Annotated in this window: 12 protein-coding genes; 6 read left to right on the top strand and 6 right to left on the bottom strand. The window is 47.9% G+C overall.

Annotation, left to right across the window (positions count from 1 at the left end; genetic code table 11):
* The first annotated feature begins 3 nt into the window (after window positions 1-3).
* A complete protein-coding gene (locus VSQ32_14870; GenBank protein MEH2944108.1) occupies window positions 4-2088 on the top strand; it encodes a PBP1A family penicillin-binding protein in 2085 nt (694 codons plus the stop codon).
* A 226-nt stretch (window positions 2089-2314) separates the two neighbouring features.
* Here VSQ32_14870 and VSQ32_14865 read toward each other — a convergent pair whose 3' ends face one another.
* The 4 genes from VSQ32_14865 to VSQ32_14850 all read right to left on the bottom strand — a co-directional run bounded on the left by VSQ32_14865 (window position 2315) and on the right by VSQ32_14850 (window position 7800).
* Complete coding sequence (locus tag VSQ32_14865) at window positions 2315-5167, bottom strand: ABC transporter permease (GenBank protein ID MEH2944107.1); 2853 nt, start codon at window positions 5165-5167, stop codon at window positions 2315-2317.
* Complete coding sequence (locus VSQ32_14860) at window positions 5164-5847, bottom strand: ABC transporter ATP-binding protein (protein MEH2944106.1); 684 nt, start codon at window positions 5845-5847, stop codon at window positions 5164-5166. The genes VSQ32_14865 and VSQ32_14860 overlap by 4 nt, the downstream gene beginning before the upstream one ends.
* Window positions 5848-5962: 115 nt before the next feature.
* Complete coding sequence (locus tag VSQ32_14855) at window positions 5963-6970, bottom strand: HAMP domain-containing sensor histidine kinase (protein ID MEH2944105.1); 1008 nt, start codon at window positions 6968-6970, stop codon at window positions 5963-5965.
* A gap of 152 nt (window positions 6971-7122) precedes the next feature.
* Window positions 7123-7800 (bottom strand): response regulator transcription factor, encoded by a 678-nt coding sequence (locus VSQ32_14850; protein ID MEH2944104.1) that lies wholly within the window; start codon window positions 7798-7800, stop codon window positions 7123-7125.
* 205 nt (window positions 7801-8005) lie between these two features.
* On the opposite strand from VSQ32_14850, the gene VSQ32_14845 reads away from it, so the two are divergent.
* From VSQ32_14845 to VSQ32_14830, 4 genes are all read left to right on the top strand, one after another.
* Window positions 8006-8947, top strand: a complete 942-nt coding sequence (locus tag VSQ32_14845) for an ROK family glucokinase (protein ID MEH2944103.1) — start codon at window positions 8006-8008, stop codon at window positions 8945-8947.
* A 48-nt stretch (window positions 8948-8995) separates the two neighbouring features.
* On the top strand, window positions 8996-9469 hold the full coding sequence (locus VSQ32_14840; GenBank protein ID MEH2944102.1) for a hypothetical protein: 474 nt from the start codon (window positions 8996-8998) through the stop codon (window positions 9467-9469).
* On the top strand, window positions 9469-10023 hold the full coding sequence (locus tag VSQ32_14835) for a hypothetical protein (protein MEH2944101.1): 555 nt from the start codon (window positions 9469-9471) through the stop codon (window positions 10021-10023). The genes VSQ32_14840 and VSQ32_14835 overlap by 1 nt, the downstream gene beginning before the upstream one ends.
* Window positions 10024-10209: 186 nt before the next feature.
* The gene (locus tag VSQ32_14830; protein MEH2944100.1) at window positions 10210-10614 is read left to right on the top strand and encodes a protein-export chaperone SecB; all 405 of its coding nucleotides are present in this window, start codon (window positions 10210-10212) and stop codon (window positions 10612-10614) included.
* Window positions 10615-10806: 192 nt separating this feature from the next.
* Here VSQ32_14830 and VSQ32_14825 read toward each other — a convergent pair whose 3' ends face one another.
* The gene (locus VSQ32_14825; protein ID MEH2944099.1) at window positions 10807-12831 is read right to left on the bottom strand and encodes an Ig-like domain-containing protein; all 2025 of its coding nucleotides are present in this window, start codon (window positions 12829-12831) and stop codon (window positions 10807-10809) included.
* A gap of 213 nt (window positions 12832-13044) precedes the next feature.
* On the opposite strand from VSQ32_14825, the gene VSQ32_14820 reads away from it, so the two are divergent.
* Window positions 13045-13278, top strand: coding sequence for a hypothetical protein (locus tag VSQ32_14820; protein MEH2944098.1), 234 nt, complete (start codon window positions 13045-13047; stop codon window positions 13276-13278).
* A gap of 13 nt (window positions 13279-13291) precedes the next feature.
* Here the strand turns inward: VSQ32_14820 and VSQ32_14815 are convergent, their stop codons facing one another.
* Window positions 13292-14239, bottom strand: coding sequence for an EamA family transporter (locus VSQ32_14815; protein MEH2944097.1), 948 nt, complete (start codon window positions 14237-14239; stop codon window positions 13292-13294).
* Window positions 14240-14262: the final 23 nt, after the last annotated feature.

Below are 14262 nucleotides of genomic sequence, written 5' to 3'. Positions count from 1 at the left end.
ACTATGAGTAAAAAGAAGAAAAAAAAGAAGAAATACCGTGTATTCTGGTTTTTTGCAAAACTCCAGATGCTGCTGCTTCTGCTGGTGGCAGGGGCTATGGCCTGGTATTATTACGGTGGCTATGCCCGGAAGGTGAGCGCATTGCAGCAGGAAGCCAGAATGCTTGTGCAGAAATCCAGCGAAGCTACTTTCCGCTCCGTACAGACCAGTCTGGTGTACGATACCAACGGAAAGCTGATTTCCACACTTAAGGGTGAAAAGGACGTATATTATCTGGAATATGAAGAGATTCCGGCTTATGCGGTGGCGGCCATGATCAGCATTGAAGACAAGAAATTTTACCGCCATAACGGTATTGACGTAAAAGCCATTATGCGGGCGGCCAAAGCCATGATAGAAAACGGAGAGGTAACCCAGGGAGGAAGTACCATTACCCAGCAGCTTTCCAAACTGATTTTTCTGACCCAGGAGCGCACCTGGGAACGTAAGATAGAGGAAATGTTCATTGCGGTGGGCCTGGAAAAGGTGTACAGCAAGGATAAAATTATGGAATTTTATCTGAATAACGTATATTTTGGAAATGGCTATTACGGAATACAGGCGGCCGGCAGAGGGTATTTTAATAAGGACGCCAGGGATCTTTCCCTGTCTCAGATTGCTTTTCTGTGCGCCATTCCCAACAATCCCAGCCTGTATGACCCGGTGACCAATATAGATAATACCATGAAGCGGCGGGACAGGATTCTGCACCAGATGTTAGAGGACGGGAAAATCAGCCAGACCACCTGTCAGCAGGCCAGGACGGAACCAATTACCCTGAACCGGCCGGAAAAGACGAAAAACGACTATGTGGAAACCTACACATACCACTGTGCCATCCGGGCGCTCATGCAGCAGCAGGGCTTTAAATTCCGGACGGAATTTTCCTCGGAGGAGGAAAAGGCAAAATATAAGGAAGAATACGACGCGCTGTACGGGGAATGCCAGAAGAATCTCTATACGGAAGGGTACCGGATTTATACTTCCATTGATCTGGATATGCAGCAGCAGCTTCAGGATGCGGTGGATAACGGACTGGCAGAATTTACGGAGCAGAACGAAGAAGGCATTTATGCATTGCAGGGCTCTGCTGTGTGCATTGACAATCATACAGGCTTTGTAAAAGCCATTGTGGGCGGAAGAAACCAGAACCTGCCCGGCTATACTCTGAACCGGGCGTATCAGAGCTTCCGGCAGCCGGGCAGCGCCATCAAACCTCTGATTGTGTATACGCCGGCTTTGGAGGGAAAGTACACTCCTGACACCATCGTGCAGGATGTCAGGACCGAGGAAGGCCCTTCCAATTCCAGCGGTTATTATGACGGGGATATTACCCTGCGGTATGCGGTGCAGACTTCCAAAAACACTGTGGCCTGGAACCTGCTGGAAGAAATAACTCCCCAGGAGGGGCTTTCCTATCTGAAAGAAATGAAGTTTTCCAGACTGGATGCCAAAGACAATCAGCCAGCCAGTGCGCTGGGAGGATTTACCAACGGGGTATCCGCGGTGGAGATGGCCTCCGGCTATGCCACCCTGGTTCACGACGGCAAATTCCGGGAGCCCACCTGTATTACAAGAATTACCGATGCGGAAGATAATGTGATTCTGGAGACGGAAACGGAAGAAGTGGACGTCTATAAAATGAACGCGGCCCGTATGATGACGGATATGCTGGTGTCTGTGATACAGGAGGGGACCGGCAGGGGCCTTGCACTGAGCAATATGCCCTCTGCCGGAAAGACCGGAACCACCAACGACAACAAAGACGGATGGTTCGTGGGCTATACCAGCTATTATACCACCAGTGTGTGGGTGGGATATGATATGCCGCGGGAGCTGCCGGGGCTGTCCGGAGCCAGCTATCCGGGAAGTATCTGGCACACCTTTATGGAACAGGTGCACCAGGGGCTGGAACCGGTGGAATTCCTGCCCTATATAGACGAGAGCAGGGCCCCTCTGGATAACGAGGAATATCTGGAAAGCCTGCAGAATGAGATGGAAGATACGGGCGAGGGGCCGGAGGATTTGCAGGAAGGAGCGGGGGAATAAGAGCAGGGATGCAGCATGTAGTTTGTATATATTATATGGTGTGACACGGATGGTCTGGATACCATATAATATATACAATGTCTGTGTTGGCAGTATATTGAAAAATCATACCGTATACCCAAATAGTTTGCATAAATTATAGAAACAATAAATACACATTATACTAAAAGTATGAAAAATCCGTAAAGAATCGGTAAATCAAAAGATTCTTTACGGATTTTTCAGCCTACAGATTCTCGTTTTTCAGCACATCAATGGTATTCCCTTTTTTTATCCTGCTCATGGAGTAAAGCATGGTCACAAACACCACCAGGAACACGCTGCCCACTGCGATGGCAATGCTGTACCAGGGAATGTAGAAGCTGGTGTTCAGTCCGTTGGAGATGGTATGGTAAATGTACCAGGTCACAAGGAAGGACACCGGAAGCCCGTAGAGCAGCCCCTTAAACCCGTAGAGCAGACATTCAAAGTTCATCATTTTCTGAAATCCTTTCGGGGTCATGCCCACCGATTTCAGCATGGCAAACTCCCGCCGCCGCAGATTGATATTGGTGGAAATGGTGTTAAATACGTTTGCCGCCGCAATCAGGGAAATCAGTGTGATAAACCCAAAGGCAAATACATTTACAACAGTCATCATGGCCCGGTCGCTTTCCACGCTGGCTGCATAGTCGTACAGACCGTCTGTGGGAAGGCCTCTGGAAATCAGGAGACTGCGCATGGCTTCGTAAGTTTCCGCGTGATTTTCGCACTGGAAATACAGAGTTCTGGTGACATGTTCGCCGGGCGGAGTTCCGGGAAGGTTCCAGTATTCCGTGTCAGGCTCCAGAGCGGAAAATACATCATCCATAAGGCTGTAAGGATAGAACAGCCGGGGATAATCATTCCCGGAGGCAAATAATGCGGGGGCCTGCGTTGCAGTGGCTCCTATGGCAAGGGGAATGGTCAGGCAGCTTTCTTCCAGTGAAAATGTCTCGGTTGTCTCGTTGTAATAGTTCCAGCTTCTGCACTGAAGTTCTCCGGTAGCCGAATCAGTGGTCAGATAAGCGGAATCATAATCTTCCATCTGGCGTATCAGGTGCAGATTTATACTGGCATGCCCGGAGTCGGAGAACAGGGAATGGCTGTAATATTTTCCGTCGTGGCCATTGTATTCCACCAGGGAATCCACAGCTACAGCAGCAGGTTTTTCCCCGTTAAAATAAGGGGCTTCCGGCAGATTCTGCTCTTTCAGGTAACTGCGAAATAAGTCATCCTCCAGGAAAATCAGTTTAAATTCGGTCAGCAGGGGTGCAGATTCCAGCCAGGTTTCGCCCCGCTGGGCAGCAGTCATTTTTCGGTATTCCCGGTATTCTTTGCTGACGGCAGCAGCGGGCAGGGAACAGGTGAAGTACAGCTCGCTGCTGTAAAAGGCAGAATTTATATTATTTATTTCCTTCATCTCGGAGATAAGGGTATCTTCCGAATAGCCGGATTCCGGGTGAAGCCGGTAAATAATATCATAGCTGGAATCGGAAAGCACAGCCCTTATGGAATCGGTGAGATAACTGCACCAGCTACTGGCGGATATAAACAGCGCAATGCTTAAAAACAGGGAAATTACCGTGGCACGGTACTTCTTCCGGTTGCGTTTGTAATTTTTGGCTGCCAGCATTCCCTCAAAACCAAACAGTTTTTCCGTAAGCCGGGAGGTTTTAACCTTGCCGGGACGGATGGAAATATCACCGGTCTGGCGGATGGAATCAATGGCTGATTTCTTTACGGCCCGTTTTACAGGAATCCAGGCGGAAATCAGTATGGTCAGCATGGAAATGCCGATGGCAAGGGCAAGGGCCGGGAAGGACGGATGCAGTTCCAGTGAAACTTCTCCGGCCGGTCCCAGTGCCTGGATAAACCGGGCAGCTTCGTATCCGTATCTGCCGGCGTCGGGAATACCCAGGACGCTGGCAATCATGTCTTTTGTGAAAAAGAAAGTGACGCCGATACCCAAAAGCCCTGACAGGATACCCAGGGGAATACCGATACAGCTTAAAAACAATGCCTCAAATAATACGCTTCCCGTCAGCTGTTTTCGGGTGGCTCCGATGGAGGCCAGCAGTCCGAACTGTCTGGTGCGTTCACTGACGGAGATGGAAAATGCATTGTAAATCAGTGAAATGGAGCCAAACATGATAATGGCAATCAAAATCCCGGCCAGTCCGAACAGAACACTGTTATACCGGCTTTCTCCGGAATATCCATACAGGCGCAGCAGACTATAGTTAGCCTCGAAACCGAACAGTTCGGATTCCAGTTTTCCGCAAAGGCCGTTCAGAACGGACATGGAATTTTTGCCGGAGACGGTGCGCACATAAGAGGTATAAAGGTGCTGGCTGTCTCCTTCTCCGATAGTCAGAGCTGTGTAAGCAGGAGCGGCGTAATCCTCAAAAGAGGGACGTTCATAAAATCCCACTACCGTGTAAGTTCTGGCTTCACCGGGAATCAGTTCTTCGGAGACAGGACTGTTCTCCCCGTCATCCTGGCTGCTTTCCGACAATTCTTCGCTGACAGGGTTCAGATACATGGTATGGTTGGTCAGTATATCCCCGTTGTCGGCCCTGCGGATTCCAGGTTCCAGATCAAGCCTGTCGTTTAATTTATACTGTATGCCTCCGTTGGCGTACAGGTGATTGGGAATCAGCAGTTCGCTGCTGTTTTCCGGCATTCTTCCTTCGGTAAGATGTATGGGCATCAGTTCGGTAAAATCATCCTGTATGCCGAAAATGCCAAGAAAGGGTTTTGATTCATTGGTGCAGTCCTTCAGTTCCGAGTATCCCAGCAGTTCCAGGGATACGGCCTGGCTCACCTGTTTATCTGAGCGGAGGGTTTCCGCGTCTTTTGCGGAAATATCCGAGAAAGCGCCGTACCAGCTTCCGTCCTCGTAAATGGCGGACTGTATCAGACAGTGCCTCAGGGAGGAAATACTGATGGTGGTGGCGGAGAACATGGCCGCCGAGAGTATAATCCCCACAATGGTAACAAGTGTCCTGGTACGGTTTTCTCTGAGATTCTTTATGGTGACTTTCTGGAAAATGTTCATGGACAGATCACCTCATCTCTGATAATCTTCCCGTCTTCCAGAGCGATGATACGGTCAGCCTGGAGGGCAATATTTTCATCGTGGGTGATGACGATTAAAGTCTGTTTATAGGCTTTGTTGGAATATTTCAGCAGTTCCACAATTTCCTGGCTGTTTTTGGAATCCAGGTTGCCGGTGGGTTCGTCAGCCAGAACCACCGCCGGGGCGTTCATCAGTGCTCTGCCGATGGAGACCCGCTGCTGCTGGCCGCCGGATAACTGGTTCGGAAGGTGCCCTTCCCGGCCCTTCAGGGACAGGATATTCAGAAGTTCCTCCAGACGCTGCTCATTTACCTGCCGGCTGTCCATCAGCACCGGAAGAGTCATATTTTCCATTACGTTCAGTACGGGAATTAAATTATAGAACTGGTAAATCAGCCCCACCTGACGTCTGCGGAAAACGGCAAGCTGGCTCTCGCTCCGGGCATAGACGTCGGTTCCTTCCATAAAGACCTTGCCGGAGGTGGGAACGTCCACGCCGCCCAGCACATGCAGTAAGGTGGATTTGCCGGAGCCGGAGGGGCCGATGATGGAGAGAAATTCTCCTTTCCGGACGGAAAAAGACACGTCGTCCAGCGCTTTCACCTGATTCTCTCCGGAGCCGTAGATTTTCGTTAAATGTTCTGCTTTTAAAATTTCCATAACAATTCGCTCCTTTTTCTGGTTTCTGAATTTTATTCTAACCAGGCCCGGTGACAGGGCAGTGACTTCCCTGTGACAAAACTGTCATAATTGAAAAGAAGTATTGTCAGGAAATTTACGGATGCCGGAGATATAATTTTATCACAAACCGGGCGCCGCCTTCCGGACGGTTTTCAGCTTTCAGGGTACCGTTTTGCTGAAGGATAATCATACGGGACAGAGCCAGGCCTATGCCCACGCTCTGAAGAGAAGCATTTTTCCCTTTATAGAATCGTTCAAAGAGATGGGGCAGATCCTCAGGGGCAAATCCCTCCCCATTATCCTCAATGATAATTTCCGTAAAAATGGCATTTTCAGAAAAGGCTGCCTGTATACAGCCTCCGGAGGGGGTATGTTCCATGCAGTTTTTCAGAATATTCAGGACAGCTTCCTGGGACCAGGAAAAATCCCCGGTGAACTGAGCCTGGGAATCTCCCTGAAGAGTTAAAGTCTGCTCCCGCAGCTCCATGGGAATCATCAGAGGTTCCGCCGCCTGGCGAATCAGTGTTTCCACATTTACGGAGGTCTGCTGGAGACGGATGGTTCCCGCATCCATTTTTGACATTTTAAGCAAAGATTCCACCAGCCAGTCAATACGGGAAAGAAGCTGCATAAGTTCCTGTAACAGTTCTTTTCTGCGGGCAGCCGGCAAATCCGGCTCCATCAGCAGGGAAAGAATCAGGTTGGAGGAAGTCAGGGGAGAACGAATCTGATGGGAAATGTCAGCCATGGAATCTGCCAGGAATTTTTTGTCGTCGGCCAGAGCGGCAGCCTGCTCGCTGAGACGCAGAGTCATTTTGGACAGTTCATTTTCCAGAATGGACAGTTCTCCTTCCCGGTATTTTTCAAAATGAATGGGAATCTGGTTGTGGAGCATATCGTCGATTTCATGGACAAGCTGTTCCAGCCTGCGGTATCTGCGCCAGGTAATCCAGTAGTGGGAAAAAATAAAAAGAAGGGCAAAAACCATCAGCAGAATTCCGGTATGGGCAGGAAACAGAGTATTCAGACACAGGGCCGAAAGGAGCAGAAAAAGATACCAGAACAGACTCAGCCTGATTTCAGGATTTCGAAAGAATTTCATAAGGTAACCTCCCGTGATGAAATTTATTCCCGCGGGCAATGAGCCATGCGGCCGCCGCAAGAGGATGCGCAGCTCGCGGAGATGAAGTTTATTGCCATGCAATCCGCTTGCGCGCGGAGAATGCGCACAGCGCATTCTTTTTTATGTGAATATCAGTCTCCCATTTTATAGCCCATACCCCGGATGGTTTTAATCAGCACGGGATTTTGCGGGTCTTCTTCGATTTTTTCCCGCAGCCGCTTGATATATACCGTAAGAGTGTTGTCGTTGACAAATTCTCCCGCCATATCCCAGAGGGCGTCCAGAAGCCGGGAGCGGGAAAGAACAATGTCCTTATTATTCATAAAATACAGCAAAAGCCGGTATTCCAGGGCGGATAGCTGAAGTTCCTGTCCGTCTTTGGATACGGTGCCCCGACTTACATCCACCGTCAGATTCCGGTATTCCAGCAGGGTGTTTGTCTTGCCGTAGCGGCGCATAATATTGTGGATACGGGAAACCAGCTCCCGTGGCCGGAAAGGTTTGGCAATGTAGTCGTCGGCTCCCAAATCCAGGCCTGTGACAACGCTGTATTCATCTCCGGAGGCAGTCAGGAAGATTACAGGCAGGCCGGTGGTGGATTTCACTGCCCGGCAGACAGCAAAGCCGTTGCCTTCCGCCAGGGAAACATCCAGCAGTATTAAATCAAAATCGGCGGCGGATTCCTCAAGCAAAGCCAGAGCCCTGGTCTGACCATCCACCGATGTGATGGCAAAGCCCTCTTTCTGCAGGAATTCTGTCAGGTTGGTCACAATGCTCTTGTCGTCTTCCACTAATAAGATATGAGTCATGGGGTATCATCTCCGTCAGTTTGTGTCCCCCTATTGCATTTGCAGCAGGGGTATAGTATAACTATAATATAAAAACAGCGGAGGTGCAATATGGTTGTCGTACAAATTTGCATGGCTGCCGTCTGCGCGTTACTGTTCACACGGTACCGTGCACTACGCTGCACGCTGCCCCGCTGGAATATACAGGATAAAGGAGAGGTCTGGCATGAAAAAATATGGTTTTGGCGTGGATATCGGGGGAACTACCTGCAAAATAGGTTTATTTGAAACCACAGGAAGCCTTGTGGATAAATGGGAAATTCCCACGGATACCCGTGAGGAAGGGAAAAACATCCTTCCGGATATCGCTGCTTCCCTTCAGGAAAAAATGGCGGAAAAAAAGATTGGAAAAGAAGAAATCGAGGGAATCGGCATTGGACTTCCAGGCCCGGTACAGCCGGACGGAAGCGTACCCTTGTGTGTAAATCTCGGATGGAAAAATAAAAACATACCGGAAGAAATGGGAAGCCTGATGGAAGGCGTTCCGGTAAAGGCAGGAAACGACGCCAATGTGGCGGCCCTGGGAGAAATGTGGCAGGGGGGCGGCAAAGGCAATAAAAGTCTGGTTATGGTAACTCTCGGCACCGGCGTGGGCGGCGGCATTATTATTGATGAGAAAATTGTGGCGGGAGCCCACGGAGCAGGCGGAGAAATCGGACACATTACGGTAAATCCCCATGAAAACATTTCCTGTAACTGCGGCAGAAAGGGATGTCTGGAGCAGTACTGTTCCGCAACAGGGATTACCCGCCTTGCCAGGGAGAGTCTGGCAGAGAGCCATGAAACATCTCTTCTGGACCACGTCCGGGAAGTTTCTGCCAAAGCTGTGTTTGACGCATACAAAGAGCATGATAAACTGGCGGAGAAAATTGTGGAGAAATTTGCCCGGCTGCTGGGAAGGGCCCTGAGCAATATTGCCTGTGTGGCAGACCCGGAGATTTTTGTAATCGGGGGCGGCGTGTCCAAAGCAGGAGAAGTTCTGCTGGAAGCTGTGGAACAGTATTTTAAGGAATTCGCATTCCCCTCCTGCGCAGATACGAAATTTGCCCTGGCTTCCCTGGGAAATGACGCGGGGATGTACGGATGTATGAGGCTGATTCTGGAATAGGGAATAGCAGATTTGAAGCTGAAATGAGCGACAGAAAAGTGGGATAAAATGAATACTGATAAGGGAAACAGGACAAAAGAATTAAATTCCGTGATACCGGAAGAAATCAGGAAGAAAATATGGGAAAGCGGGGCCGCGGAAGAACATTTTCAGCAGGTATACAGAGTTGCGAAATGGGGAAAATTAGAGGAAAAAGCCTTTGTCAGCACTTATGAGGAAGTTTTGGAAGGAATGATACCGAATCGCTATTCAGAAGAAGAGATTGGGACATATTCGACTTCGGTATACACCAGCAGAAAGAATTGTGATAAATTTATTAATTGCCTGAAACGAAGTGTAAGATTGCGGACGCAGTATCCCCATCCGGTATTGCTTACCGGAAGCACATCTCATGGACTGGTACAGAGGACATCTGAGAGGATTTCTGACTATTCAGATTCAACACATATTGACTGGTGGATTTTTGAAGGGGCCCTGAAGAAAGCTGTCAGAAATTTCAGAATTTGTGAGGAGAGTGATTAATGAAAGCATATTTTAAAAATGTTTTGGAAATTGGAGATCTGAGTTTGGATAAAGTGCTTTTTGAATTCGAAAAGCTGCCCATAATTTTTGTGTGCCGGGACAGGGAAGAATTTTATTATTTTTGTCTGTGCACGGATATGATTATAGACAATACATGGATGCTCACAAAAGTGAGCAGAGGTTTACTGCTGAAATTATTGGATAATGAGATTTCCATACTGGATATATTTAAAATGTCCGGCAATGAGGTAATCATTATTAATCAACATGGAGAAAATATATCCTGCGAAAAGAAAAAATTTCAGGATATACCGGAAGATGAATTGCCGGAGGAAAATGAAAAGCTGGAGAATCCCTGTCTCGCAGATTACAGAGAAAGACTTCAGGACGAAATGTATAAAAAGAAGTCAGTGATCTGTGAATATGAAGGAAAAGTATCTGATCTGGTACAGGATCTTATGATTTTCGGTTTTGAAACGGGAGTGCAGGAACATGAGGGATGTATGAAAACATTTCACTTCAGAAATACAATAGTGGAGAACAGAGAGAAGTAACAGCAATATTATTTATAAATTTCCGGGTATGAATCGAAAACAATTTTGCTTTGTCGAACCGATAAAAGATGATATTTATTATTTTGATATAATGAGCGGCGAAGAGGATAAATACAAAAAAAGAAATTTGAAATTTCAGGAAAAATCCTTTTTTATTGAGTCTGTGGAAAGTGCAGGAGTCTGAGAATGAGAGTGAAATGTGAAGATATATCGCTTATAGATATGAAATTTACGAAAAAAGCAGACAGGGAACCGGGAAAACACGATATCCCTGTCTGTTTGGAACCTGAATATGCAATGAGCAGTGAACCGAATGATAAAGCGGCAAAGCTAATGATAAGATTTAAGGTTGGAGAACCGGAAAATGAGAGCCTGCCCTTTTATTTTTCTCTGAAGCTGGCAGGTATTTTCAGTTGGGATGATTTAACAGAGAAAGAGGCAGAGAAAGAAATTATATCAGAGGGTGCTGAACTGCTGCTGTCATTTGCAAGGACTTCTCTCTATGATATAATGGGTAAAGCCGGATTAAAGCAGATTATTCTTCCGATAGAGCATTTTGGGAAAGATGATATTTTTTCAGATGAATTATGATATTATCATACAGACAGGAATGAAAATCCTGTTTATATCTTATAAGATATAAACAATTATGCGCAGCTCGCGGAAATTGAAGTTTATTGCTGCGCAATCCGCGCGCGGAGAATGCGCTGCGCACATTCTTTTTTATCTTACAGGAAATACCATGTCACGCTAACGCGTGAAAGTATTTCCTGTAAGACAAAACTATTTCTTCAATGGTCTTGCAATCATCACAATATTGCTTTCTTTTCTGTAATACCGCAGGGGTTTTTCCAGTCGGTAACCATCTCCGTAATACATGGAAACATGATAAATATTCCGGTATCTTCCGTTTCCTCTTCCGGGTGACCGATAGAAAATCAAATCTCCGGGCACCAGTCTGGAAGCATCAAGGCCCTTGTAGGAAATGACTTTTCCGGTGCGCTCCATATGGGCAGCCATGGAAGCGGCAGTAGGAGCCCAGGAAGGGGTGCCGCCCAGAAGTTTTGCATCGCAGTTATAAGCCCGGAATACCAGAGCGCTGCAGTCGTAATAGCCTGCCGACATCCGGCGGGCCTGGCTGTAAGAAGAACTGTTGATGATTTTATAGCCTTTCTTACATGCCTGCAGGGCGCGTTTGGAGGCAACGCTTACATGAAGGGTAAAGGTGTTGCCGTCTGCGGTAATCAGAATATCGGTATTTCCGGAGGCGCGGGGTGTGAGAACTCCGGATTTGCTTACTTTCACGATGGACTTTTTCTGAGATTTATATGTAATTTTACTTTTGGAAGAAATTCCGCTCAGTTTTATTTTTGATTTTTTTCCAACGGTCAGGGTCTGATTTGTCTTTTCAAGCTGAGGGTTGGTAATAATCAGCTCATGGTTAATCGTCTTGCCGTCCACGGTGACAGAAACGGTGGTTTTCCCGGTGGAAGTCCCGGCAGTCAGAGTACCGTCCTGGTCGATGGAGGCAAGAGAAGGCTTTTTTATCTTCCATTTTACACTGCTGTAGGGAGTGGTTCCGGTTAATTTCAGCCGCTGTGTTTTCCCGATGGACAATACGGTGGCCGAAGTTTGCAGCCGTGGATTTGAAATCCTTACGGTAGTGGGAAATTCAGCGGAGGTGCCGTCAGAGTAATTTACCGTGGCTGTGATTTCCGCTTTTCCTGTCTTTTCTCCGGTTACGGTTCCATTGGAAGGATGAACCTGGGCCACTTCCGGGTCAGAGGAAGCCCACCTGGTAGCCTCGACGGAAAGACCGGGTTTCTCAATGTTTTCCAGTTTCAGATCTTCCTGGGCATGTACTGCCAGAGCAATCTGCTGCTGGGCAATGCCGTTTTCAATTACCGTTATCTCGCAGGTGCGTTTGCAGGTCACTTTCTGTTCGCCTGTATCTGTGGTGCAGACCGCATTCAGTGTAACGGTTCCCGGATGTTTTGCGGTGACTTTGCATTTGTTTCCGGAAGCGGAAATATCTGCCACATCCCCGGAAGAACCTGAGAGCTGGAAGGAAACGGAATCTTTTTCGGAAATATTGCTCAGATAAAAGGTGGCGCTGTTTCCCTGCACCAGTGTCTGGGAGGTACGGTTCAGCTCATGGTCATTTTTAATGACTGTTACCTGGCATTCCGCCTTTGCGCCCGGAACGGAGGCGGTAATCGTAACGGTACCGGAGGATTTGCCGGTAATGCCCCCCTGGCTGTCCACAGCGGCAATTTTAGAATCAGAAGATTTCCATCTGACCTGGCCGGAAGGGCGGGCGGTGGTTTTCAGCCGGTATGTGCTTTCCTCGAATAAGGTAACAGAAGTTTTTTTAAACTGTACGGAGGGCTGCCGGACGGTAACCTGGCAGCTTTTTTCCATGCCGTTGCAGGAAGCGGTAATGGTGGCGGTGCCTGTTTTTTTCGGGATGAGCTTTCCCCTGTAATTGACAGAAAGTATTTTCCGGTCGGAGGTTGTCCAGGTAATTTTGCCTTCCGGAACTGCGGTTGCCTCCAGATAAACAGGATTATGTAAATAGACCGTAGCCTTTGATTTTAAATTCAGAGTCTGAGAATTTTTACGTCCGCGGGGATTGGCGGTAATAACTGTGAATGGAGCGGTTTCCTGAGAGGAATCAGATGTAACAGCAGTCTCCTGAGATGAAAGGGAAGTTTCCTGAGATGGAATGGAAGCTGCCAGGGAAGTAACAGGTGTTTCCAGCAGAAGCAGGCAGCCCAGGGCAAATGCAAAAAACTTTTGAAATTTCATTGGTAAATGCCTCCTGTGTGTTTCATTAATTTATCCGATGCAGTGGAAATTTGTAGCTTTACGTATAATAATAATCCCTTTTTCTCTGAGTTTCAAGATGGCAGAAAAAAATTTTACATTTTTATTACAAAATTGTGGACGGAATGGTATAATTTGCCATGAGAATGCCTGAGAGCAGAGGTTACAATTATTAAAATGGAAAGGATGAAGAGTATGGCAGGAATGAATCCCACACAGATGTTTCAGCTGATGGGGGCGTGGCAGAAATTTACTGCAAATCACCCCAAATTTCCCAAATTTATCAAGGCAGTTGCCGCAGAAGGCGTCAGGGAGGATACCCTGATTGAAGTGAATATCACCACGCCGGAAGGCAAAACCTACTGCTCCAACCTGAAAATTACCCAGTCAGATCTGGAGCTGTTCCGGCAGATGAAAGATATCACATAATTTTCCGGGTTTATCAGTCCTCCGAATCGGGCCGTGAGGTTCTGTTTACCAGATAAATTCCGATACAGACCAGAATCAGTGCCAGCAGGCTCTGAATTCCGGAGGCCTGTCCGGTTTCTCCCAGTAGCAGCGCCGACAGCAGCACGCCGAATACCGGATTCATAAAACCGAAGACAGCCACTCTGGAAACAGGGTTGTATTTCAGCAGAATCCCCCACAGAGAATAGGCCAGAGCAGACACCAGCGCCAGATAGCAGAGCATTCCCATTCCGGAAGGGGAAATACGTTCCAGGCGTCCTCCCATGGCGCTGCCGCAGAGAATCATGGTGATTCCGCCGGCGAAAAACTGCCAGCCGCTTAACAGTACCGGGTGTTCTGTCTCAGAATACCGCTTTAAAAATACTGAGGAGAGGGCATAGGCAATGGTGGAAAGAAAGATAAATCCTTCTCCCCGCAGACTCATGTTCATATCCAGGCCGGAGCCGGTAAGATTGACAAGTACCACCCCTGCAAATCCCGTCAGGCATCCGGCAATTTTAAGGCCGCTTAAGGTTTCCTGATGGAAGATAAGGCTTGCAACCAAAATGGCCACGAACACGTTCATACCCTCGATAATGGAGGCTTTTACTCCGGTGGTATGTGCCAGACCGATATAGAAAAACAGATATTGAATGACCGTCTGCAGCAGGCTGAGCCGGATAATTTTGCCGGCGGTTCCGGCTGTTTTGGGCAGCAGCGGTTTCCGGTTCAGAAGGCTGCCCAAAAGGATGGTAAGGACGCCTGCCAGGGTGAACCGGTATCCCGCAAACAGAATCTGAGCCGGCGTGTCAGAGGCTTTAATCTGAAACAGTTCGTATCCGATTTTAATACATGGAAATGCACTTCCCCACAGGGCGCAGCATATCAGTGCGCCTGTCTGGACCACAAATGTTTTCTGCAGCCAGTGTTCTGTCTTTTTCATAATTTTCCTCGCTTTTTGTATGT

This window comes from Lachnospiraceae bacterium JLR.KK002, assembly GCA_036941025.1.
Lineage (GTDB): Bacteria > Bacillota > Clostridia > Lachnospirales > Lachnospiraceae > Petralouisia.
The sequence above is the reverse complement of the archived record's forward strand: the minus strand, read 5'-3'. Positions and strand labels throughout refer to the sequence as shown.